This is a genomic window from Microbacterium maritypicum, from assembly GCF_008868125.1.
GTDB lineage: Bacteria > Actinomycetota > Actinomycetes > Actinomycetales > Microbacteriaceae > Microbacterium > Microbacterium maritypicum.
The window spans coordinates 1,750,748-1,773,309 of record NZ_WAAQ01000001.1; the positions used below are offsets into that span (position 1 = coordinate 1,750,748).

Consider the following 22,562-nt stretch of genomic DNA (forward strand, 5'->3'; position numbering starts at 1 on the left):
GGTCCCATCAGAGCCCGGCAGCGCGGCGCAGCTCTTCGGCGCGGTCGGTGCGCTCCCAGGTGAAGTCGGGGAGCTCGCGGCCGAAGTGCCCGTAGGCGGCCGTCTGGGCGTAGATCGGGCGCAACAGGTCGAGCTGCTCGATGATCGCCTGCGGACGAAGATCGAACACCTCGTTGATCGCGCGCGTGATGACCTCGTCCGACACCTTGCCCGTGCCGAAGGACTCGACGTACAGACCCACAGGGCGCGCGACACCGATCGCATAGGCGACCTGCACCTCGAGGCGGTCGGCGAGACCTGCGGCGACGGCGTTCTTCGCCACCCATCGCGTGGCGTAGGCACCCGAGCGGTCGACCTTGGACGGGTCCTTGCCGCTGAAGGCGCCGCCACCGTGGCGGGAGGCCCCGCCGTACGTGTCGATGATGATCTTGCGGCCGGTGAGACCGGCATCGCCCTTGGGGCCGCCGGTGACGAAGGGACCCGCGGGATTGATGTAGAACGTGACGTCGTCGAGGTCGAGCCCGGTGGTCGCGAGCACCGGGTCGATCACCTGCTCACGGACCTGTGCCTTGAGCTCTTCCTGCGAGATGTCGGGGTGGTGCTGGGTCGAGACCACGACCGCGTCGACGGTCTTCGGTGTGAAGCCGTCGTAGCCGAGCGTGACCTGGGTCTTGCCGTCGGGTCGCAGGAAAGGCAGCGCTCCGCTGCGGCGCACCTCGGTGAGACGCTCGGCGAGGCGGTGGGCGGTCCAGGCGGCCATCGGCATGAGCTGCGGTGTCTCGTTCGTCGCGAAGCCGAACATGATGCCCTGGTCACCGGCGCCGAGAGCGTCGAGCGGATCGACCGACGACCCGTCACGGTGCTCCTGGGCACTGTCGACGCCGTGGGCGATGTCGGTCGACTGCTCGCCGACCGAGACGCTGACGCCGCACGAAGAACCGTCGAAGCCGGTGTCGCTGGAGGTGTAGCCGATGCCGTTCACGACCTGGCGCACGATCGTGGGGATGTCGACGTAGGCGTCGGTGCGGATCTCACCGGCCACATGCACGAGGCCCGTGGTGACGAGCGTCTCCACGGCGACGCGGGAACCCTTGTCCTTCGCGATGAGGCCGTCGAGGATGCTGTCGGAGATCTGATCGCAGATCTTGTCCGGGTGCCCTTCGGTGACGGACTCGGACGTGAACAGACGCAGGGCGCTCATCGGTACTCCAGAACGGGACGGACGGATGGAGGGTGTTGCACCCATTCTGGACCGCGCCTCCGACGTACGGGAGGCGCGGTCTCGAATATCACTCTGCGTGACGAAGGCGGAGCTTGTCCTCGTTGATCTCGTGCAGCGCGATGGTGAGCGGCTTGTCCTCGACCGAGGAGTCCACGAGCGGGCCGACGTTGTCGAAGAGGTTTCCCTCGTGCAGGTCGGAGTAGTAGTCGTTGATCTGACGCGCGCGCTTGGCGGCGTAGATGACGAGCTCGTACTTCGAGTCGACGCGGTCGAGCAGGTTGTCGATGGGGGGATCGATGATGCCGTTGTTGTGTCCGGCCATGGTGAGACCTCCTGATCAGGCGACGGGATCGTCGCGAAGACGGTGCGAAAGGCGCGCGAAGACGCTCAGCGCGCAGAGCTTGTAGACAATTCTACGACCTCGCGAGCCGCCGTGGCGACGTCCTCGTTCACGATGAGGTGATCGAACTCGTTCTGAGCGGCGAGTTCGACCTTCGCGGTGCGCAGTCGTCTGGCCCTCTCCTCGGCGTCTTCGGTGCCTCGTCCGACCAGCCGATGAACGAGTTCATCCCAGCTCGGAGGCAGCAGGAAGATGAGTGTCGCGGCGGGTTCGGCGCGACGCACCTGGCGCGCACCCTGCAGGTCGATCTCGAGCAGGACCGTCTTGCCCTCGGCCAGCGCGGCGTCGATCGGCGCGCGCGGCGTGCCGTACCGGGAGCGGTTGTGCACCACGGCGTACTCGAGCAGTTCGTCGTCGGCGATGAGCCGGTCGAACTCCGCATCGTCGACGAAGTAGTAGTGCACGCCGTCGATCTCACCGGGACGCGGGGGCCGGGTCGTCGCCGAGACCGACAGGTGGATCTCCGGGTTGTGCTCGCGGATGTGCGCGGCGACCGTGCCCTTGCCCACGGCGGTGGGCCCTGCCAGGACCAGCAGCCGGCTCCGGGCACCACGAGGCGTCGGCACCGGGAAGCGCGAGTCGAGCCACGACTCCAGCACCCGGCGCTGGCGCGCGCCGAGACCACCGAGACGCTTGACCGGCGAGATGTGCAGCTCTTCGAGCACCCGGTCGCGCTTGCCAGCGCCGATCGCGGGAAGTGCCAGCAGGAAGTCGGTGATGCGCATCGAGCCCTCCACCGAATCGGCGTCGGCGCTCGCACGATGAAGAACGGCCTGCGGTGTCACCACGCGCATCGTGAGGTCGCGCTTGACCGAGGCCCTGGCGCGGCGACGCTCCACGGCGCGGCGCGCCGCTGCAGCCCTGTCGACCTCGGGGACCGTGCGCTGTGCGTCAGACACCGGCCACCTCGCGATACTCGGCCGCACGTGCGGAGATGGCCTCCATCAGATCGGCCGGACCGGCCGAGAGGATGCTGCGGCTCTCACTCGCGATCACAGCCGCCGACATCGTCCCGAAACGCGGGCGGAGATCAGCCGGCGTGGCTCCCTGTGCACCGAAACCGGGAGCAAGGATCGGTGCTGCCGGCGTGAAAGGCTCGATACCGGCCCTGGTCCAGTCGACGGTGGCGCCGATGACGAATCCGAAGCTCCCCCACTCCCCCGCGGCAGACGACTCGGCGTTGCGCGCAGAGACCTCGGAGATGACCGCTGCCGACACCGTGATGCCGTCGGAGTCCGTGGACCGCTGCAGCCCTTCCGCCTCGGGGTTACTGGTCGCCGCCAGCACGAACAGGCCCTTTCCGTTCTTCTCGGCCACGGCGAAAGTCCCGTCGAGAGCACCCACCCCGAGGAACGGGCTCACGGTGAGGGCATCGGTCTCCAGCGGCGAACCCGGCGTGAGCCACGCACGCGCGTAGTCGTCCATCGTCGATCCGATGTCGCCCCGCTTGGCGTCGGCGATCACGATCAGTCCTGCAGCGCGCGCAGCGGCCAGAACATCTTCGAGCGCCGCGATGCCTCGAGAGCCGAAGCGCTCGAAGAACGACACCTGCGGCTTCACGACGGCGACCTTCCCTGCGGCTGCCTCGACCGTGCGCAGGCCGAACTCACGGACCCCCTGCGCGTCGTCGGTCAACCCCCACGCCGCGAGCAGCGCGGCGTGGGGGTCGATGCCGACGCAGAGCGGTCCCTTCGCCCGGAGGGCGGAGCGCACCCGCTCGCCGAAGCGTTCGCTCACAGCGCCGCCTTCCGGTCCAGCGCGTACTCCTGGAGGCTCTTCACCTGGAAGCCCTCGTGGGCGGCGTCCATCCCGCTCACGGCGGCACCGAGCACGGCCATCGTGGTGAACAGGGCCTTGTCGGCGGCCACCGCTGCGGCGCGGATCTCGTAGCCGTCGGCGCGAGCGGCGCCGCCGGACGGAGTGTTCACGACGATGTCGATCGCGCCCTCGTTGATGAGGTCGACGATGTTCTTGGCCCCGGACTCCTGCGTCGCACTGTACTTCTCGACGACCGTGACGGCGATGCCGTTGCGCGAGAGGATCTCGGCTGTGCCCTCGGTCGCGACGATCGTGAAGCCGAGCTGCTGCAGGCGGTGCGCGGGCAGGATGACCGCACGCTTGTCCGAGTCGGCGACCGAGATGAACACGGTTCCCGACGTGGGCATGCCGCCATAGGCCGCCGCCTGGCTCTTCGCGAACGCTGTCGGGAAGTCGCGGTCGATGCCCATGACCTCACCGGTGGAGCGCATCTCCGGTCCGAGCACCGAGTCGACCGTCTTGCCGTCGGCGGTGCGGAACCGCTTGAACGGGAGCACGGCCTCCTTGACCGACACCGGTGCGTCGAGCGGGACGCGGGAGCCGTCCTGCTCGGGAAGCAGGCCCTCCGCGCGCAGCTCCGCGATCGTGGAACCGGTCATCACGCGGCTCGCCGCCTTGGCCATGGGGATACCGAGCGCCTTCGACACGAACGGCACGGTGCGGCTCGCACGCGGGTTCGCCTCGATCACGTAGAGCACTCCGGCGCTGATGGCGAACTGCACGTTGAGCAGTCCACGCACTCCCACGCCCTCGGCGATCGCGAGTGTGGCCTCGCGTACCCGGTCGACGTCGGTGCGGCCGAGCGAGACCGGCGGCAGCGTGCAGCTGGAGTCGCCCGAGTGGATGCCGGCCTCTTCGAGGTGCTCCATGACGCCGCCGATGTACAGGTCGGTTCCGTCGTAGAGCGCGTCGACGTCGAGCTCGATCGCGTCGTCGAGGAAGCGATCGACGAGAAGGGGCTTGCCCTCCTCGATGACGACCTCCCCCGCGGTGCGCACGAAGTAGTCGCGCAGCGACGCGGTGTCGTAGACGATCTCCATGCCGCGGCCGCCCAGCACGAAGCTCGGACGCACCAGCACCGGGTAGCCGATCTCCTCGGCGATACGTACGGCGCCTTCGACATCGATCGCGGTGCCGTTGCGCGGCGCGACGAGACCTGCGTCATCGAGCAGACGGGAGAAGAGCTCGCGTTCCTCCGCCAGGTCGATCGCCTCGGGGCTGGTTCCGAGAACGGTGTAACCGGCGGCCTCGATGCCCTTCGCGAGTCCGAGCGGCGTCTGCCCGCCGAGCTGGCACACGACACCGAGGATGGTGCCGCTCGCGGCTTCGGCGTCGAGCACCTCCAGCACGTCCTCGAGCGTCAGCGGCTCGAAGTACAGGCGGTCAGAGGTGTCGTAGTCGGTCGAGACCGTCTCCGGGTTGCAGTTGACCATGACGGTCTCGAACCCGGCATCCGACAGCGCGAACGACGCGTGCACGCACGAGTAGTCGAACTCGACGCCCTGGCCGATGCGGTTCGGTCCGGAGCCGATGATGACCACCTTGGTGCGATCCGACGGCGCGGCCTCGGTCTCGAAGTCGTAGCTCGAGTAGTGGTACGGGGTGAGGGCGGGGAACTCGCCGGCGCAGGTGTCGACCGTCTTGTACACCGGGCGGATGCCGAGGCCGTGACGCACGCCCCTGACCTCCGCTTCGGAGATGCCGCGGAGCTCGGCGAGCTGCGCGTCGGAGAAGCCGTGCTCCTTGGCGTAGCGAAGAGTCGCCGCGTCGAGCTCGGACGCGGTGCGCACGATCTCTGCGACCTCGTTGATCAGCACGATCTGGTCGAGGAACCACGGGTCGATCGCCGTCGCGTCGAAAGCCTGCTCGACCGTCGCGCCCTTGCGCAGCGCCTGCTGCAGCGTCACGATCCGGCCGTCCGTCGGAACCTTCGAGATCTCGAGAAGCTCCTCCACCGAGCGCTCCTCGGCGCCCCAGTGGAAGCTCGATCCGCGCTTCTCCAGCGAGCGGAGCGCCTTCTGCAGGGCTGTCGCGTAGTTGCGGCCGATCGCCATGGCCTCGCCCACGGACTTCATGGTCGTGGTCAGCGTCGCGTCGGCGGCCGGGAACTTCTCGAACGCGAAGCGCGGAACCTTCACGACGACGTAGTCGAGCGTCGGCTCGAAGCTCGCCGGCGTGACACCCGTGATGTCGTTCGGGATCTCGTCGAGACGGTAGCCCAGGGCCAGCTTGGCTGCGAGCTTGGCGATCGGGAATCCGGTGGCCTTGGACGCCAGAGCGCTGGAGCGCGAGACGCGCGGGTTCATCTCGATGACGATGATGCGACCGTTGGTCGGGTCCACCGCGAACTGGATGTTGCAACCGCCGGTGTCGACGCCGACGGCGCGGATGATGTCGATGCCGATGTCGCGCATCTTCTGGTACTCGCGGTCGGTGAGGGTGAGTGCGGGAGCGACCGTGATCGAGTCGCCCGTGTGCACGCCGACGGGGTCGACGTTCTCGATCGAGCAGACGACGACCGTGTTGTCGGCAGTGTCGCGCATGAGCTCGAGCTCGTACTCCTTCCAGCCGAGGATGGACTCCTCCAGGAGCACCTCGGTGGTGGGCGAGTCGCGCAGGCCCGCGCCGGCGATGCGACGCAGATCCTCCTCGTCGTACGCGAATCCGGAGCCGAGGCCCCCCATCGTGAAGCTCGGACGGACCACCATCGGGTAGCCGAGCTCATCGGCGGCCGCCAGCACCTCATCCATCGTGTGCGCGATGCGCGAGTCCGCCACGTCGGCCCCCGCATCGAGGACCAGCTGCTTGAAGATCTGACGATCCTCGCCCTTGTTGATCGCCTCGAAGCTGGCGCCGATGAGCTCGACGTCGTACTTCTCGAGGATGCCGTGGTTGTGCAGCTCGATCGCGGCGTTCAGCGCGGTCTGCCCGCCGAGCGTCGGCAGGATCGCGTCGGGCCGCTCCTTGGCGATGATCGTCTCGATGACCTGCCACGTGATCGGCTCGATGTAGGTCGCATCGGCGAAGTCGGGATCGGTCATGATCGTGGCCGGGTTGGAGTTGACCAGGATGACCCGGACGCCCTCCTCGCGCAGCACGCGGCACGCCTGGGTGCCGGAGTAGTCGAACTCGCACGCCTGACCGATGACGATCGGGCCGGAGCCGATGACGAGGACGGAATTGATGTCGTCGCGCTTGGGCATTACTTGGAGTCCTTCTGGCTTGCGATGACGAGGTCGCGGAACCTGTCGAAGAGGTAGTTGGCGTCGTGCGGGCCCGCTGCGGCCTCGGGGTGGTACTGCACCGAGAAGGCGGGGATGTCGAGGGCGCGGAGTCCCTCGACCACGTTGTCGTTGAGGCCGACGTGGCTGACCTCGACCTTGCCGTAGCCGTTCGGGCTGTCGAAGGTGCCCTCGATCGGAGCCTCGACCGCGAAGCCGTGGTTGTGCGCCGTGATCTCGACCCTGCCGGTCTGCTTGTCCAGCACCGGCTGGTTGATGCCGCGGTGCCCGAACGGCAGCTTGTAGGTGCCGAGGCCCAGGGCGCGCCCGAGCAGCTGGTTGCCGAAGCAGATCCCGAAGAACGGCAACCCCGCATCGAGCACCGAGCGCAGCAGCTCGACGTGATCACCGGACGCCGCGGGGTCTCCGGGACCGTTCGAGTAGAACACCGCGACGGGATCGACCGCACGGATGTCGTCGATCGTCGCGCTCTGCGGCAGCACGTGCACCTCGAAGCCGCGAGCGGCGAGGTTGTCGATCGTCGCCTGCTTCACACCGAGATCGAGCACGGCGAGGTTGCCGATGCGCTCGCCCATGGCGGTCGTCACGGTCGCGACGTCGACGGAGACCTCGGCGGACAGATTGCGTCCCGCCATCTCGGGAGCTTCGCGGACGATGCGCACCTGCTCCTGCGGGTCGAGCGCCGCATCTGCCCCGGAGAAGATCCCCCCGCGCATGGAGCCGGCCGAGCGGATGTGCCGGGTGATCGAACGGGTGTCGATGCCGCTGATGCCGACGACTCCGTCCTCGACGAGCACGTCGTCGAGCGAGGCGTTCGCCCGCCAATTCGACACGACGCGCGAAGGGTCGCGCACGATGTAGCCGGCGACCCAGATGCGGCGCGATTCGGCATCTTCATCGTTCATGCCGGTGTTGCCGATGTGCGGTGCCGTCTGCAGGACGATCTGTCCCGCGTAGGAGGGATCGGTGATGGTCTCCTGGTATCCGGACATGCCGGTCGCGAAGACGACTTCGCCCAGTGTGCGACCGCGCGCGCCGTAGGCGCGTCCGATGTGTCGGGTGCCGTCTTCCAGGACCAGGACGGCGGGATCGGGGAGCTGGGCCGCGGAGGCCTGCCCGGAGGATGTCGAAAGGGTCATGACGTTGCTCCTGTGTCGGGGGCGGCGGGGACGAGCCGCTGCAGGTCGGAGATGAGATTCTGAGGGTCGCCGGTGGCGAGGCGCAGATAGCTGTCGACGACCGTGTCGTCGTCGATGCTCCAGGCGAGGCGCACGAGGCCGCCGGGCTCCACGACGCGGTCGATCGTGACCGTGGCGCGGTCGATGGCGACGAGGCGGTCGTTCGCGAGGAAGACCGTCGGCGCGCCATCGAGGCAGAGGGCGATGCCGCGATCCGTGACCGCCAGCTCACCACGGGCCCGGTACGCGAGAGGCGACACCGCGAGACGCTCGAGCGGCTGCTCGTGCCGTGTCGTCGACACGTAGAGCACCCCGTCGCGGCGGAAGACCTCCGCGTGCTCCGGAACCCCCAGCGGGGCCGTGAACACGGAGTCGCGGCGGATTCGTCGTCGCCAGGCCAGGAGCATCACCAGCAGCACCAGGAGCGCGACCGCGATCGTGATCGCGACGGCGAGGTCCCGAGCGCTCATGCGCGAAGCTCCTCGACGACGCTTCCGCCGTCGACGGTGAGGACACCGCCGTGGATCGTGTACTGCACGCGTCCGGGGAGGTCGCGGCCGAGGTAGGGCGAGTTCACGCTCCGACCGTGGAGGTCGGCTTCCGTGAACACGCCGTCGACCGAGGCGTCGTAGAGCGTGATCTGGGCGGGCTGACCGACCTCGAGCGGTGTGCCGTGACCTGCCAGTCGCCCGATCCGTGCCGGTGCTGCGCTCATCACCCGCGCGATGTCCGACCACTCGAGAAGCCCGGTCTGCACCATCGACTGGTGCACGACGCGCAGGGCGCTCTCCAGCCCCACCATACCGTTCGCCGCGGCCTGCCACTCGCACGCCTTGTGCTCGCTCGGGTGCGGCGCGTGGTCGGTGGCGACGATGTCGATCGTGCCGTCGGCGAGGCCCTCGCGCACGGCGAGCACATCCTCTTCCCTACGCAGCGGAGGATTGACCTTGTAGCGCGCGTCGTACCCGCGCACGAGCTCGTCGGTGAGGAGCAGGTGGTGAGGGGTGACCTCGGCGGTGACGTTGATGCCGCGCTTCTTGGCCCAGCGGATGATGTCCACCGAGCCCGCGGTCGAGAGGTGGCACACGTGCAGCCGCGATCCGACGTGCTCGGCCAGCAGCACGTCGCGGGCGATGATCGACTCCTCGGCGACGGCGGGCCATCCGGCCAGGCCGAGCTCGGCCGAGACCGTGCCCTCGTTCATCTGCGCGCCCTCGGTGAGGCGGGGGTCCTGCGCATGCTGGGCGATGACGCCGTCGAACGACTTCACGTACTCCAGCGCGCGGCGCATGATGAGCGGATCGAACACGCAGAAGCCGTCGTCGCTGAAGACGCGGACCTGTGCGCGGGACGTGGCCATCGCTCCCAGCTCGGCGAGGCGCTCGCCCTTCTGCCCGACCGTCACGGCGCCGATGGGCTGCACCGTGGCGTAGCCGGCCGCTTCGCCGAGCGCGAGCTCCTGCTCGACGACGCCGGCGGTGTCGGCGACCGGCGAGGTGTTGGGCATCGCGAACACAGCGGTGAAGCCACCGGCAGCCGCCGCCCTCGTTCCCGTGAGGATCGTCTCGGAAGCCTCGTAGCCGGGCTCGCGCAGATGCGTGTGCAGGTCGACGAGGCCCGGAAGGGCGACCAGCCCTGCCGCGTCGATGACGCGCGCGCCGGAGCGCGTGAGCCCGGTGCCGATCTCGGCGATCCGGCCGTCTTCGATCATGATATCGGCGCTCTCGGCTCCGAGCAGCTGTGCACCGGTGATGACGAGGGTCTCGTTCACAGGTCTCCCCCTCGTTCGTCGTCTCGTTCTCCTGCCAGCAGCAGGTACAGCACCGCCATGCGGACGGAGACCCCGTTCGTGACCTGTTCCAGCACCGTCGAGCGGGGGGAATCGGCAGCTTCGGAGGAGATCTCCAGTCCCCGGTTCATGGGTCCGGGGTGCATGACAATGCTACCTGCCGGAAGACCGGCCACACGCCGTGCGTCCAGACCCCATCGACGGGAATACTCCCGCTCAGTCGGGAAATATGCGGCGTTCATGCGTTCCAGCTGGATGCGCAGCATCATCACCGCGTCCGGGTCCTCGGCCAGAGCCTCATCGAGGTCGTAGACCACGCGGACCGGCCAGAGCGACACGTTCTGGGGAACCAAGGTCGGCGGCGCGACCAGGGTGACCTCTGCTCCGAGCGTGGTGAGCAGCCAGACGTTGGAGCGGGCGACCCGCGAATGCAGCACGTCGCCGACGATCACGACCCGCAGTCCGCTCAGATCGCGACCGCGGCTCTCGGCGCCGAAGCGGCGCTTGCGGATGGTGAAGGCGTCGAGCAGGGCCTGCGTCGGGTGCTCGTGCGTGCCGTCTCCGGCGTTGACGACGCCGGCGGAGATCCAGCCGCTGGTGGCGAGCGTCTGCGGGGCGCCGGATCCGGGGTGGCGGACCACGACCGCGTCGGCGCCGATGGCCTCGAGCGTCTGCGCGGTGTCCTTCAGGCTCTCGCCCTTCGAGACGCTGGAACCCTTCGCCGCGAAGTTGATGACATCGGCGGAGAGGCGCTTGGCGGCGGCCTCGAACGAGATGCGGGTGCGTGTCGAATCCTCGAAGAAGAGGTTCACCACGGTCTTGCCGCGCAGCGTCGGGAGCTTCTTGACCTCACGCGACTGCGTGTCGGACATGTCCTCGGCGACATCGAGGATGCGCAGGGCGGTCGCCCGATCGAGGGTGCGGGTATCGAGGAGGTGTCTCATTCGCCGATCGTCACCTCCTCGGCCCCGTCGTTCTCGAAGAGGCGCACGTTGACCCGCTCGGTGCGGGCGGAGGGGATGTTCTTGCCGATGAAGTCCGGGCGGATCGGGAGCTCGCGGTGTCCGCGGTCGACGAGGATCGCCAGGCGCACGACGGCGGGGCGTCCGATCGACTGGATGGCGTCGAGAGCGGCACGGATGCTGCGGCCGGAGAAGAGCACGTCATCGACGAGCACGACCGTCTTGCCGTCGATTCCGCCCACCGGGATCTCGGTGGGCCGCGGGGAACGCGTCGGGTGCTTGGCGAGGTCGTCGCGGAAGAGCGTGACATCGAGCGCGCCGACCGGGACGGACTGCTGCGCGATCTCGCTGATCAGCAGGCCGAGGCGATGGGCGAGAGTGACGCCGCGGGTCGGAATGCCCAGCAGGACGAGGTTCTCGGCACCTCGATTGGATTCGAGGATCTCGTGCGCGATACGGGTCAGCGCTCGTGAGATGTCGGCTTCGTGCAGCACAGTGCGCATGCTCATCGGCCGCTCCCTTCTCCGCCTCACAGGACGGTGTTAAAGGTTGCTTGTGACGAAAGTCTATCGGAGCGCAGGCTCCGGCGGATCAGCTCGCTTCCTGCAGGACCGGATCGGTGACCTCGTCGATCTTCGACGAGCGGATCGGGTGGCCGGCGGTGGAGAGGCAGCGGCCGGTCTTCAGATCCCACTTCCAGTCGTGCATGCTGCACGTGAGGATGCCGTCCTCGTCGACCGTGCCCGTGCGGGTGAGGTCGGCGCGCAGGTGCGGGCAGCGGCGCTGAACGACCCAGTCGCCGATCTCGGTATCTTCGGTCTGGTCGGTCTGCTCCTGGTACCAGTTCTCCACGTACTCGATCCGATCGACCGAGAGGCACTTGAGGAACGTGGTGAGGAACTCGTTGAACTTGCCGCTGCGGCCCACCGAGAACTGCATCGAGAGGAAGATCGAGTTGGACCAGTCGATCTCGTGATCGACGATGTTCGTCGAGACCAGGTCGGCGGGGATCGTGTACCAGTACACGCACTCCTCGCCCGCGTACTCGCGGACCTTCGCGCGGGGGAAGTCGACCACCATGTCGAGCTCGCCGATGCGGAAGCGCACGCAACCGCCGACACCGAGCCGGATGGTGCGGGACTTCTTCAGCAGCGGTTCCCACCAGGTCTTGATCGCCTCGAGCATCTCTGCGGGCGGGATGATCTCGGCACGAGACGCCTCCTCGTCGCGGATCTCCTGCTGTCGGCTCGCGCGCTGTTCCTCGAGGTACTCCCACTTCTCATCGAAGATGTGCGCGATCTCGGCCTCGGTGTAGAGCGTCTGCTCACTCGTGACCTCTCCCCCGTCGATCGTGACGACCGTGCCGGGGATGAAGAGCTGACCGTCGTACTGCGGCGCGAGCTCCTTCATGTGCGCGAGGAACTGCTTCTGGTCCGTGAAGATCGACTCGCCGTTCTTGCCGAGACCGTTGAAGTCGAACAGGTCGTCACGCAGGAACATGGGGGGCCCTGCCATCGGGAAGACGTGCGGGGCATCGACCTTCTCGATGTAGTACATCGCGCGCTTGTTCTGCGCCTCGCGCTTGAGCCGGGCGAAGTTCTGCTTGGCGTCCAGCGGCAGGTCGTAGACCATGGGCCACCAGATCGCACCGGACACCTGGGTGAAGTAGGCGTCGGGCTTGCCGAAGTCGAGCAGCTTCTCGAGGTCGAGCGGGTGCGAGTCGTTCTGGTTCAGCATCGAGCCGGTGCCGTCGTCGACACTCAGGGAGGAGTCGCCGATGGGGCCGTCGCTGGGCGCGCGCAGCGGCGTGATCATCATCTTGAGCTCACCGCGCTGGATCACCTGGCCGGCAGGAGCGTAGGTGATGTTCGTGTAGCCGAGGGCGCGGATGTCCTTCTCGAGGTCGTCGGTCGGATACTCCGGAAGCAGCACCTCGATGTCCTTGCGGATGTAGCGCTCCAGGAGCCGCGGGTCGAAGTGGTCGCGGTGCCGGTGCGAGATCCAGAGGAAATCGGCCTCGCGTCCGAAGCGCTCCCAGTCCAGACCGCGGTTGTCGGGGAACGGGAACCAGGATCCGTAGAACGAGGGTCCGAGGACCGGGTCGCAGATGATGTTCCCGCCGACCGTCTCGATGAACATCCCGGCGTGGCCGAGTCCCGTGATCCGCATTGCATTCCTCCCGAAAGTGAACCGTTCGATTGTACCGACGGCTCCCTGTGCGCCCGGTCGACCCGGCCGTGAGTAATCCGGTCAGCTCTCGAACAGTCCACGGATGTCGTCTGCGGAGAGCGACTGCGCGAACAGCGCCTCATCGTCGAGCACGGCCGTGAACAGCCGCGCCTTGCGGCGCTGCAGGTCGAGCACCTTCTCCTCGATCGTGCCGGTGGAGATCATCCGGTAGACGAACACCTGGCTGTCCTGACCGATGCGGTGCGTGCGATCGACGGCCTGCGCCTCGGCCGCCGGATTCCACCACGGATCGAGCAGGAAGACGTAGTCGGCCTCGGTCAGGGTGAGGCCGAATCCGCCGGCCTTGAGGCTGATCAGGAAGACCGGTTGCACTCCCGACGTGAAGCTCTCGACGACCTTCTGGCGGTGGCGCGTCGACCCGTCCAGGTGCGCGTAGGGGATGCCGGCGGCGTCGAGGCGGGCCGCGGCGAGGTCGAGGAACGACGTGAACTGGCTGAACACGAGCGCGCGATGCCCTTCGGCCTGCAACTCGATCACGCGCTCGAGCAGCACATCGAGCTTGCGCGAGCCGATCTTCGCATCCGCGGCGTCGATGAGCCCCGGGGCCAGGCTGAGCATGCGCATCAGGGTGAGCGATCGGAACACGATGAAGCGGTTGCGGTCGAGATCTTCCAGCAGGCCGAGCACCTTCTGCCGTTCGCGCTGCAGCACGACGTCGTAGAGCGCCCGGTGGGAGGAGCTGAGCTCGACCTCGAGGATCTGCTCCTGCTTCGCCGGCAGGTCGGGTGCCACGAGCTCCTTCGTGCGTCGCAGCAGCAGCGGCCGGATCCGCCGACGAAGCTGCTCGAGGCGACGCTGACGGTAGGCGCCGCCCTCTTCGTTCTCGGGGACCTTCCCCTGCTCGATGGGTTGGATGTACTGCTCGCGGAACTTCCGCGCCGAGGCGAAGAGACCCGGAGCGGTGAGCTTCAACAGCGCCCACAGCTCGCTCAGGCTGTTCTCCATCGGCGTTCCGGTGACCGCGAACGTCACATCCGCGCGGAACGAGGCGATGGCGCGATGCAGCTTGGTCGCCGGGTTCTTGACGAACTGCGCCTCGTCCAGGAGGAGTCCGGCCCACTCGACGCGCGCGTACTCGGCCTCGTCGAGCCGGGCGACGGCATAGGTGGTGATGAGGAGATCGACGTCGCGGATGCTGGCGTCGACCGAGGGACCCTGGGTGTTTCCGCGGAGCCGCACCCGGAGCGTGGGCGCGAAGCGCTCGGCCTCGCTGCGCCAGGTGGCGAGGACCGATGTCGGCACGACGGCGAGGAAGGGTCGCCGCTCCCCCGCCTCTCGCGCATGCACGATGAGGGCCAGGAGCTGGAGCGTCTTGCCGAGCCCCATGTCGTCGGCGAGGATGCCTCCCAGGCGATGGCTCCACAGGAAGGCGAGCCAGTCGAGACCCTCCTTCTGATAGGGGCGGAGTTCGGCCGTGATGCCCGACGGCACAGCGACCGGGGGCACCGAGGTGGCCGCGCGCAGACCGTCGGCGGTCGCACGCCACGAGACGGCGGGGATCGCCTCATCGGCGAGGTCTTCGAACTCCTCCCAGAGATCGGTCTGGTACCGACTGATCCGCGGACCGGTCTCCCACTCGTCGAGCGCGCCGGACTCGTCGATCAGTTCCCGGAGGCGATCGAGCGCACGGTGATTCAGCGAGAAGTAGCTGCCGTCGACCAGGAGGAGCTTGTTGCGCCCCTTGCTGAGCGCCGTGAACAGCGGCTCGAACGGGATGGTGCGCCCGTCGATCTTGACCAGGATCCCCAGATCGAACCAGTCGGGATCGCTGCTCTCGACGGTCGAGACGGTGATCTCCGGCTCGCCCGTGAGCTCGTGGTAGCTCTTGCGACGGCCCTCGACGCTGACCGTGACGCCCTCGGCCTCGAGCGCAGGCACCGTGCGGGTGACGAACTCGGCGGCGGCGACGTCGTGGAAGGAGCCGGTCGCGGTGAGCTCCTCGCCCAGGTGCTCTCTCCAGACGGACCGCAGCGTGTCCCGGAGCGCATCCTCGGCCGCGACGTCGCGTACCGCGTCGCCGCTGGGAGAGAACGGCACCCGCCCGAACCCGCGATACTCCCACTCGAGGGCGTAGGTGACCGTGTCGCCGCGGCGGAAGGACAGCGTGATCACCGCTCGGGGTGCGGGCAGCGCCGGCAGCTCGATCCGGCCGACAGGGCGCACCTCGATGCGGCGCGCGAGCAGCGGATACGCATCACGGAAGAAGGCGGCCTCGTCACGGGCCGGCACCGCCAGCCCGGTCCTGGCGGCGAGAAGGGCATGGACGGGCTCGCTGATCGGCACCTCGGCGAGGGTGACCCGGATGCTGCTCCCCTGTTGCGCGATCTCGTACACGCCGCTGTGGCCGATCGTCTGGACGGCGAAGGGCTCTGCACCGCGACCATCGATCGTGATGTCGGGACGCACGACGATCCCGTCCCCGTCGTCTCGCCCGACCGTCGCCCGGATCGCGGCATCGCCGGCGAGCACGACAGTGGTGCTCTTCTGCGTGGCGACGAGGGGGATGCCGACCTCCGCGCCGGCGCGCAGATGCCCCCAGAAGAGCCCGGACTCGATCAGATCGGCGACCAGCCAATCACCGGCCGTGCCCGACAGCAGCGTGTCGCGAGCGATGCTGAGCAGGTCAGCGAACCACCGCGAGCGATCGCGCCCGTACTGCGTGGGGGAACGGCGCACCGCGTCCCACGTGGCCGCGCCCTGAACCCAGGCACCGGTCGACGCGCTCCGCTCGAGCGGGCGGATGCCGAGCAGGATCTCGCCCGTGCGCTTCCCGACGTCACGGGCGGTCGCCGTGCGCTGCGGACGCGAGGCCCACGGGTTGGCCCCGCGACCATCGCGCACACGGAGTTCGACGCCGAGCGCGAGCGCCGTGTCGGCGTCATCGCGCGCGGAACCGAGGATGCTCCGCCAATCCGCCGCCGATCCCTCCGGAGGGGACGGATCACGGGAGAGGGACATGCTGCCATCCTCTCCGGCACCGCCGACAATCACACCGCCGACAGTGCCCCGTCTCGGACGGATCAGGCGGAGCGGGCCACCCGTGCGAGGACACCGTGCACGAATGCACCGGAGTCGTCGGTCGAGAACTCCTTCGCGAGTTCGACGGCCTCATCGATCGCGACGGCGGTCGGCACCTCGTCGTTGTACAGGATCTCCCACACCGCGATGCGCAGCAGCGCGCGGTCCACCGCGGGCATCCGCTCCAGCTTCCAGTCCCTGCTGTGCGTCGTGATCTGCTCGTCGATCTCGTCACGGGAGTCGATGATGCCGTCGACGATCTCGCGCGCATAGAGCCAGGAGGCCTCACGCGCGGGCTCGCTCGCGGCGCGCTTGGCCTCGGCGGCGAGCGTCACGGCGAGATCGTCACCGCGCACATCGGCGGAGAAGAGAATGTCGAGAGCGCGCTTGCGCGCCTTCGTCCGGGCGCCCACGCCTTACTTCTCGCGGCCGAGGTAGTCACCCGTGCGGGTGTCGACCTTGACCTTGGTGCCGGTCTCGAGGAACAGCGGCACCTGGATCTCGTAGCCGGTCTCGAGCGTGGCGGGCTTGGTGCCGGCCGAGGAGCGGTCGCCCTGCAGGCCCGGCTCGGTGTAGGTGACCTCGAGGATCACGGACGCGGGAAGGTCGATGTACAGCGGGTTTCCGTTGTTCATCGCGATCGTCACCTGCTGGTTCTCGAGCAGGAAGTGCTTCGCGTCGCCGACTGTCGCGGCGCCGACGGTGATCTGGTCGAAGTCGGTCTGGTCCATGAAGACGTAGCCGTCACCGTCGGTGTACAGGTACGTGTAGTCGCGGCGGTCGACGTTCTCGATCTCGATCTTCGCGCCCGCGTTGTAGGTGCGGTCGACGGTCTTGCCCGAGACGACGTTCTTCAGCTTGGTGCGCACGAAGGCACCACCCTTGCCGGGCTTGACGTGCTGGAACTCGATGACGCTCCAGAGCTGCCCGTCGATGCTGAGGACGACGCCGTTCTTGATGTCTGCGGTAGATGCCATGCGCTGCGAGTTCCGTTCGTGTGTCTGCGGGGTCGGACGAGACCGACAGTCGATTCTAAGGGATGAGTGCTGCGAGCTGTCGCACGGCGTCCGCGTAGCCGTCGACACCGCGCCCGACGACGCGCACGGCGGCGACGTCGTCGAGGTACGAGTGGTGGCGGAACTGCTCACGCGCGTAGACATCGGAGATGTGCACCTCGGCGAACGGCAGAGACACTCCGGTGAGCGCGTCGCGGAGCACCACCGAGGTGTGGGTGAGTCCCCCGGGGTTGATCACGATGGCCGCACAGTCGTCCCGCGCGGCGTGGATCGCGTCGATCAGCACCCCTTCGTGATTGCTCTGCACTGCACGCACCTCGAAGCCGAGCTCGGCCGCCGCCGTACGGGTGATCCGTTCCACGTCTGCGAGCGTCGCGGTGCCGTACACCTCGGGCTCGCGGGTGCCGAGGAGATTCAGGTTCGGCCCGTTGACGAGGAGGATCCGCCGGCTCACTCCCCGACCTCCTGGTAGGCCGCGAACAGCAGCGACTCATCCGGAGCCTGCAGCACGGTGGGCTTGGCGATGTCGTCGAGCAGGATGAAGCGCAGCATCCCGCCGCGGCTCTTCTTGTCGCGCTGCATCGTGGCGAGCAGCTGCGGCCAGGCACCGGCACGGTAGGAGGTGGGAAGTCCCAAGGACTCGAGGACGGTGCGGTGGCGCTCGGCGGCGTCGTCGGACAATCGGCCGGCGAGGCGGGAGAGCTCTGCGGCGTACAGCATCCCGACCGAGATGGCGGCGCCGTGACGCCAGCGGTACCTCTCGGCGTGCTCGATCGCGTGGCCGAGTGTATGGCCGTAGTTGAGGATCTCGCGAAGGCCGGCCTCGCGGAAGTCGTCGGACACGACCTTGGCCTTCATGTCGATCGCGAGCTCGATGGCGCGACGGAACTCCTCGGTCGTGGGGTCCACAGCACGAGCAGGGTCTGCTTCGATGATGTCGAGGATCTCCGGCGCCCAGATGAACCCGGCCTTCACGACCTCGGCGAAGCCCGCCGTCGCCTCGTTCGGGCTCAGGCTGGCGAGCTCGTCGAGGTCGCCGATGACCGCACGCGGCGCCCAGAACGCGCCGACGAGGTTCTTGCCCTCCGCCGTGTTCACCCCGGTCTTGCCTCCGACGGCGGCGTCGACGAGTCCGAGCACCGTGGTCGGCACCTGGATGAGCTGCACGCCGCGGAGCCAGGTGGCCGCGACGAAACCGGCGAGGTCGGTGACAGAGCCGCCGCCGTACCCGATGATCGCGTCGCTGCGTGTGAAATCAGCCTGACCCATGACCTGCCAGCAGAAGGCCGCGACTTCGATGCGCTTGCCCTGCTCCGCATCCGGGATCTCGGCGAGCAGCACATCGCGCGGCCCGTCGGAGGTGTCGGCGAGAAGACGATCGCGCAGTTCCGCGGCTCGTGCGGCGAGCGTCGGCGGGTGCACGACGAGGATCTTGCGCACCCCCGGCGCGACGGCGGCGGAGACCCGATCGAGGATCCCCCGTCCGATCGTGATGTCGTAGGCGTCGTTTCCGGTGACGTTGATGGTCGTCGTGCTCATCGCTGCTCTCTCCTCCATGCCACGATCTCGTCCGCGATCTTCTGCATCGGACGACGTGAGGTGTCGAAGGTCGCCGATGACACCTCGGCGTACCACCCCCGACGCTCCTCGAAGATCTTCTTCCACCGCTCCAGCGGATCCTCTCCCGCCAGCAGCGGGCGATTGCTGCCGCGCAGCCGGTCGGCGACCGCATCGGGACTGACGGTCAGGAACACGACCGGATGCTCCGCGAGCAGATCTCGGGTGGCCGCCTCCGTCACGGCACCACCGCCGAGGGAGATCACTCCACCCTCGGACAGCGCCTCGGCGACGGCGGCGCACTCGAGGGCGCGGAAATGCGCCTCCCCGTGCTCCTCGAAGATGGCGGGGATGGGCCCGTGCGCGGCGACGATGCGCTTGTCGGTGTCGATGAAGGCGACGCCGAGCCGACGCGCGACGCGTCTTCCGACGCTGGTCTTGCCGGCGGCCATCGGGCCCACCAGCACCAGCGTCAGCGGATCAGCCGCGCTCGTCATGCGCGATGAGCGCCGCCTCGGACGCAGGGGTCGTGCGCAGCTCGGCCGGGATGCCGGCCAGGTATCCTTCGAGATTGCGACGCGTCTCGCGGATGCTGTCGCCGCCGAACTTCTCCAGCACGGCGTTGGCCAGCTCGACCGCGACCATCGCTTCGGCGACGACGCCGGCTGCCGGCACGGCGCACACGTCGGAGCGCTGGTGGTGGGCCGTGGCGTCGTCTCCGGTGGCGACGTCGATCGTGCGCAGGGCATGCGGGACGGTGGCGATCGGCTTCATCCCGGCGCGCACACGCAGCACGGTGCCGGTCGACATGCCGCCCTCGGTCCCGCCGGCCCTGTCGGAGCCGCGGGTGATGCCGTCGGCGGTGGCGAAGAGCTCGTCGTGCGCCGCCGAACCGCGACGACGCGTGGTCTCGAAGCCGTCGCCGACCTCGACGCCCTTGATCGCCTGGATGCTCATGAGCGCTTGCGCGAGACGCGCATCGAGGCGGCGGTCCCAGTGCACGTGCGAGCCGAGCCCCGGGGGCAGCCCGTAGGCGAGAACCTCGACGATGCCACCGAGCGTGTCGCCGTCCTTCTTCGCATCGTCGACCTCGGCGACCATCAGTGCAGAGGTCGCTGCGTCGAAGCAGCGCAACGGATCGGCGTCGAGCGCGTCCACGTCGTCCGGGGTGGGCAGCGGCGAGCCTTCCGGCACGCGTACCGGACCGATCGAGAGGGTGTGGCTGACGAGACGGATGCCGAGTTCGCCGAGGAACGAGCGGGCGATCGCGCCGAGAGCCACGCGAGCCGCCGTCTCACGGGCGCTCGCACGCTCGAGGATCGGACGCGCCTCGTCGAAGTCGTACTTCTGCATGCCCACGAGGTCGGCGTGCCCCGGGCGCGGGCGCGTGAGAGGAGCGCTGCGTCCGCGGGACCTGTCGGTGAGCTCGACCGGCTCGGGGTTCATGACCTCGATCCACTTCGGCCACTCGGTGTTGCCGATGCGCAGGGCGATCGGGCTGCCGAGGCTCTTGCCGTGGCGCACACCGCCGGAGATCGTCAGCTCGTCCTGCTCGAACTTCATCCGCGAACCACGGCCGTAGCCGAGCTTGCGGCGAGCGAGGTCGGCCTGGATGGCCTCGGACGACACAGGGACGCCGGAGGGCAGACCCTCCATGACGGCGATGAGTTCTGGGCCGTGCGATTCGCCGGCCGTGAGCACGCGGAGCATTGCTCCAGTCTCCCATGGGTTCGCACCCTCACCGCGCCGCGTTTCGTCGTCGACGCCGATCGGGTCAGATGGCGGCGCGCATCGCCGCGATCACGGCGACCTCATCCGGCAGTTCGGCGGCGGGATCGCCGTGCAGGAAGATACGGATCTGGCGCACCGCCTGGTGCAGCAGCATCCCGAGCCCGGAGATCGTGGCGCCGTCGGCCCATCTCGCTGCGAGGGCAGACGGCCACGGCGCGTAGGCGGCGTCGAAGAGCACCCCACCCTGTGCAGCGAGTGCCGTCGCCGTGTCGGCGGGGAGCGTGGTTCCGCTGGGCAGGGTCGCCAAGGTCAGCTCGACGGTCTCCGACGGCGCGTCGAAGGATCGGACATCGACGACCATGCCGAGCCTCTCCCCCAGCTCCGCCAGTGCGGCCGCGGGCGCGGGACGCCGCGCCCGCACATCGGCGCGTGTCGCGCCGATCTCGGAGGCGGCGACCAGCGCCGACGCTGCGGTGGCCCCGGCGCCGAGTATCCGCACGCGGTCGACGTCGGTGACCCGCGCTTCGGCGAGGGCGTCGACGATCCCGCCCACGTCGGTGTTGAACCCGGCGGGGTGCTCCCCCATCAGCAGCGTGTTGACGGCACCGGTGAGCTCCGCGTGACGATCCCTCGTCGCCGCGGCACGGAATGCCTGTTCCTTCAGCGGCATCGTCAGCGAGAGACCGCGCCAGGTGTCGTCGAGCTGAGCGAACACCGGCGCGAAGTCGTCGGCCGACACCTGGCGTCGTCCGTACTCCCAGTCGAGTCCGAGCACGCGGTAGGCGGCGGCATGCAGATCCGGGGACTTGGAATGCGCGATCGGGTCGCCCCAGACCGCCAATCGAGAGCGCGTCACCGTCTCAGCAGCCGCCATCGGGGTTCGCCCGGCACCACTCGCGCCACTTCTCGATCCCCTGCTCGTGCTCGGCCAGCGTCTGGGTGAACAGCGTCTCCCCGGTCGCGAGGTTGATCGTGACGAAGTACAGCCACGGACCGTCTGCGGGCTGCATCGCCGCCTTGATGGCGGCATCGCTCGGGCTGGCGATGGGTGTAGCGGGAAGACCGGTGCGTACGTAGGTGTTCCAGTCGTTGTCGTCTTCGAGGGCTTCCTTGGAGCTCGACACGACGCCTTCGTGCAGGGATCCGTACCCGTACTGCGCGGTGGAGTCCATCTGCAGCTTCATGTCGATGTCGAGACGGTTCTGGATGACCCGCGACACCTTCGGGAAGTCCTCGAGACGCCCCTCGCGCTGGATGATGGAGGCGATCGTGAGGATGCGTTCGGCATCGGCGTCGGGCACACCGGCTGCACTCAGCGACTCGCGGGTGCGATCGACCATGCGCTGGATGACCTGGGGCGCGGTGACTCCCGGATCGAACTCGTACACCGCGGGGAAGAGCCAGCCCTCCAGGCTCGGCGCGTCCACACCATAGGCCATGGGGTCCTGGACGGCCGCCTCGAAGTCGGCCAGCGGAAGCCCGAGAGTCTCCGCCATGTCGGGCAGCGACGACACGATCGTGCCGCCCTCGGCGACCGAGACGGCGTTCGCCATCTTGTTGGCATCGTCCTTGAGCGCCGCGAGCGCGGCCTCCGCCGTCATCTTCTTCTGCAGGCGATACACGCCCGGATAGAACGTGACCGCGAGGTTCTCGTCGACGATGTAGTCGTAGAAGACGTCTTCGGTCTTGGTCACACCGGCTTCGTAGAGCGCGGTGGACACCGGCCCACCCGTGTCGCCCTGCTTGATGGTGACGAGAGCCTCACCGTTCGCGAGGCCCGGCTCGTAGTCCTTCGACTCGCCCCACCCCAGGGCGTCGCTGATCTTGTCACCGTAGGTGCTCCATGCCCAGGCGCCACCTGCGGCGATACCGCCGAAGACCGCGAGCACGATGATCAGTGCGATCAGGCATCCCTTGCGGCGCTTCTTCTTCTTCGGCTTCGCCTGGACGTGGTCGTCGTGCGGAGCGAAGAGATCGTCGAGTCCTCCGCCGATCACCGGTTCCGGCGCATCGGTCGCGGGCGCCGGCATGGCTGCGGGCGCGACCTGCGGCATGGCGCGGGTCGGGGTGTCTGCGGCGTCGGCCGATGCGCGCACCGGGGTCGGAGAGGGACCCTCCGCATCCGAGGCGACCGCGTCGTCGGCCGAGGCACGCACCGGAACGGGCGAAGGCTCAGCGGGTGTGCCGTCCGTTCCCCTGGCCGGTGTCGCGCTCCCCTCGCCGGCAGCGGCCTCACGAGCGGCGCGGCGCGACCCGGGCGCGGGGGCGCTGGTGTCGACGGTCGGGATCTGTCTCGTGGGATCGGGCAGATTCTCGAACAGGTCGCCCAGGCGGGAATCGGGGTCGTTCCGGGGGGTGGCGCTGTCGCGTTCAGACATC

20 protein-coding genes are annotated in these 22,562 nt (G+C 68.5%); all 20 read right to left on the bottom strand.

Going from position 1 to position 22,562, the window contains the following annotated elements:
* Positions 1-7: 7 nt before the first annotated feature.
* On the bottom strand, positions 8-1,201 hold the full coding sequence (gene metK / locus F6W70_RS08450) for a methionine adenosyltransferase (RefSeq protein ID WP_151486381.1): 1,194 nt from the start codon (positions 1,199-1,201) through the stop codon (positions 8-10).
* 88 nt (positions 1,202-1,289) lie between these two features.
* On the bottom strand, positions 1,290-1,544 hold the full coding sequence (gene rpoZ / locus F6W70_RS08455; RefSeq protein WP_017204385.1) for a DNA-directed RNA polymerase subunit omega: 255 nt from the start codon (positions 1,542-1,544) through the stop codon (positions 1,290-1,292).
* Positions 1,545-1,609: 65 nt separating this feature from the next.
* Complete coding sequence (gene gmk, locus F6W70_RS08460) at positions 1,610-2,521, bottom strand: guanylate kinase (protein WP_017830567.1); 912 nt, start codon at positions 2,519-2,521, stop codon at positions 1,610-1,612.
* The gene (pyrF, locus tag F6W70_RS08465; protein ID WP_151486382.1) at positions 2,514-3,359 is read right to left on the bottom strand and encodes an orotidine-5'-phosphate decarboxylase; all 846 of its coding nucleotides are present in this window, start codon (positions 3,357-3,359) and stop codon (positions 2,514-2,516) included. The genes gmk and pyrF overlap by 8 nt, the downstream gene beginning before the upstream one ends.
* Positions 3,356-6,643: a carbamoyl-phosphate synthase large subunit gene (gene carB / locus F6W70_RS08470; protein WP_151486383.1), complete on the bottom strand. Its 3,288-nt coding sequence runs from the start codon at positions 6,641-6,643 to the stop codon at positions 3,356-3,358. Before carB ends, pyrF begins: the two co-directional genes overlap by 4 nt.
* Positions 6,643-7,821: a glutamine-hydrolyzing carbamoyl-phosphate synthase small subunit gene (gene carA / locus F6W70_RS08475; RefSeq protein ID WP_151486384.1), complete on the bottom strand. Its 1,179-nt coding sequence runs from the start codon at positions 7,819-7,821 to the stop codon at positions 6,643-6,645. Before carA ends, carB begins: the two co-directional genes overlap by 1 nt.
* Positions 7,818-8,330 (bottom strand): PH-like domain-containing protein, encoded by a 513-nt coding sequence (locus tag F6W70_RS08480; RefSeq protein WP_151486385.1) that lies wholly within the window; start codon positions 8,328-8,330, stop codon positions 7,818-7,820. The genes carA and F6W70_RS08480 overlap by 4 nt, the downstream gene beginning before the upstream one ends.
* A complete protein-coding gene (locus F6W70_RS08485; protein WP_055868113.1) occupies positions 8,327-9,631 on the bottom strand; it encodes a dihydroorotase in 1,305 nt (434 codons plus the stop codon). Before F6W70_RS08485 ends, F6W70_RS08480 begins: the two co-directional genes overlap by 4 nt.
* Complete coding sequence (locus F6W70_RS08490) at positions 9,628-10,593, bottom strand: aspartate carbamoyltransferase catalytic subunit (protein ID WP_017830561.1); 966 nt, start codon at positions 10,591-10,593, stop codon at positions 9,628-9,630. Before F6W70_RS08490 ends, F6W70_RS08485 begins: the two co-directional genes overlap by 4 nt.
* The gene (gene pyrR / locus F6W70_RS08495) at positions 10,590-11,120 is read right to left on the bottom strand and encodes a bifunctional pyr operon transcriptional regulator/uracil phosphoribosyltransferase PyrR (RefSeq protein ID WP_017830560.1); all 531 of its coding nucleotides are present in this window, start codon (positions 11,118-11,120) and stop codon (positions 10,590-10,592) included. The genes F6W70_RS08490 and pyrR overlap by 4 nt, the downstream gene beginning before the upstream one ends.
* 82 nt (positions 11,121-11,202) lie before the next feature.
* Entirely contained in the window at positions 11,203-12,780 is a 1,578-nt protein-coding gene (locus F6W70_RS08500; RefSeq protein WP_055872494.1) for a Rieske 2Fe-2S domain-containing protein, read from the bottom strand.
* A gap of 81 nt (positions 12,781-12,861) precedes the next feature.
* Entirely contained in the window at positions 12,862-15,819 is a 2,958-nt protein-coding gene (locus F6W70_RS08505; RefSeq protein ID WP_151486386.1) for a DEAD/DEAH box helicase, read from the bottom strand.
* A gap of 62 nt (positions 15,820-15,881) precedes the next feature.
* Complete coding sequence (nusB, locus tag F6W70_RS08510; protein WP_055868103.1) at positions 15,882-16,292, bottom strand: transcription antitermination factor NusB; 411 nt, start codon at positions 16,290-16,292, stop codon at positions 15,882-15,884.
* Positions 16,293-16,295: 3 nt separating this feature from the next.
* Positions 16,296-16,856, bottom strand: coding sequence for an elongation factor P (gene efp / locus F6W70_RS08515; protein WP_017830556.1), 561 nt, complete (start codon positions 16,854-16,856; stop codon positions 16,296-16,298).
* A 55-nt stretch (positions 16,857-16,911) separates the two neighbouring features.
* Positions 16,912-17,349: a type II 3-dehydroquinate dehydratase gene (gene aroQ, locus F6W70_RS08520; protein ID WP_151486387.1), complete on the bottom strand. Its 438-nt coding sequence runs from the start codon at positions 17,347-17,349 to the stop codon at positions 16,912-16,914.
* Complete coding sequence (aroB, locus tag F6W70_RS08525; protein WP_151486388.1) at positions 17,346-18,434, bottom strand: 3-dehydroquinate synthase; 1,089 nt, start codon at positions 18,432-18,434, stop codon at positions 17,346-17,348. Before aroB ends, aroQ begins: the two co-directional genes overlap by 4 nt.
* On the bottom strand, positions 18,431-18,949 hold the full coding sequence (locus F6W70_RS08530; protein ID WP_055872488.1) for a shikimate kinase: 519 nt from the start codon (positions 18,947-18,949) through the stop codon (positions 18,431-18,433). Before F6W70_RS08530 ends, aroB begins: the two co-directional genes overlap by 4 nt.
* The gene (gene aroC, locus F6W70_RS08535; RefSeq protein ID WP_151486389.1) at positions 18,933-20,162 is read right to left on the bottom strand and encodes a chorismate synthase; all 1,230 of its coding nucleotides are present in this window, start codon (positions 20,160-20,162) and stop codon (positions 18,933-18,935) included. Before aroC ends, F6W70_RS08530 begins: the two co-directional genes overlap by 17 nt.
* 64 nt (positions 20,163-20,226) lie before the next feature.
* Complete coding sequence (locus tag F6W70_RS08540) at positions 20,227-21,057, bottom strand: shikimate dehydrogenase family protein (RefSeq protein WP_151486390.1); 831 nt, start codon at positions 21,055-21,057, stop codon at positions 20,227-20,229.
* Positions 21,044-22,561, bottom strand: coding sequence for an endolytic transglycosylase MltG (gene mltG, locus F6W70_RS08545; protein ID WP_151486391.1), 1,518 nt, complete (start codon positions 22,559-22,561; stop codon positions 21,044-21,046). Before mltG ends, F6W70_RS08540 begins: the two co-directional genes overlap by 14 nt.
* Position 22,562 lies beyond the last annotated feature (1 nt).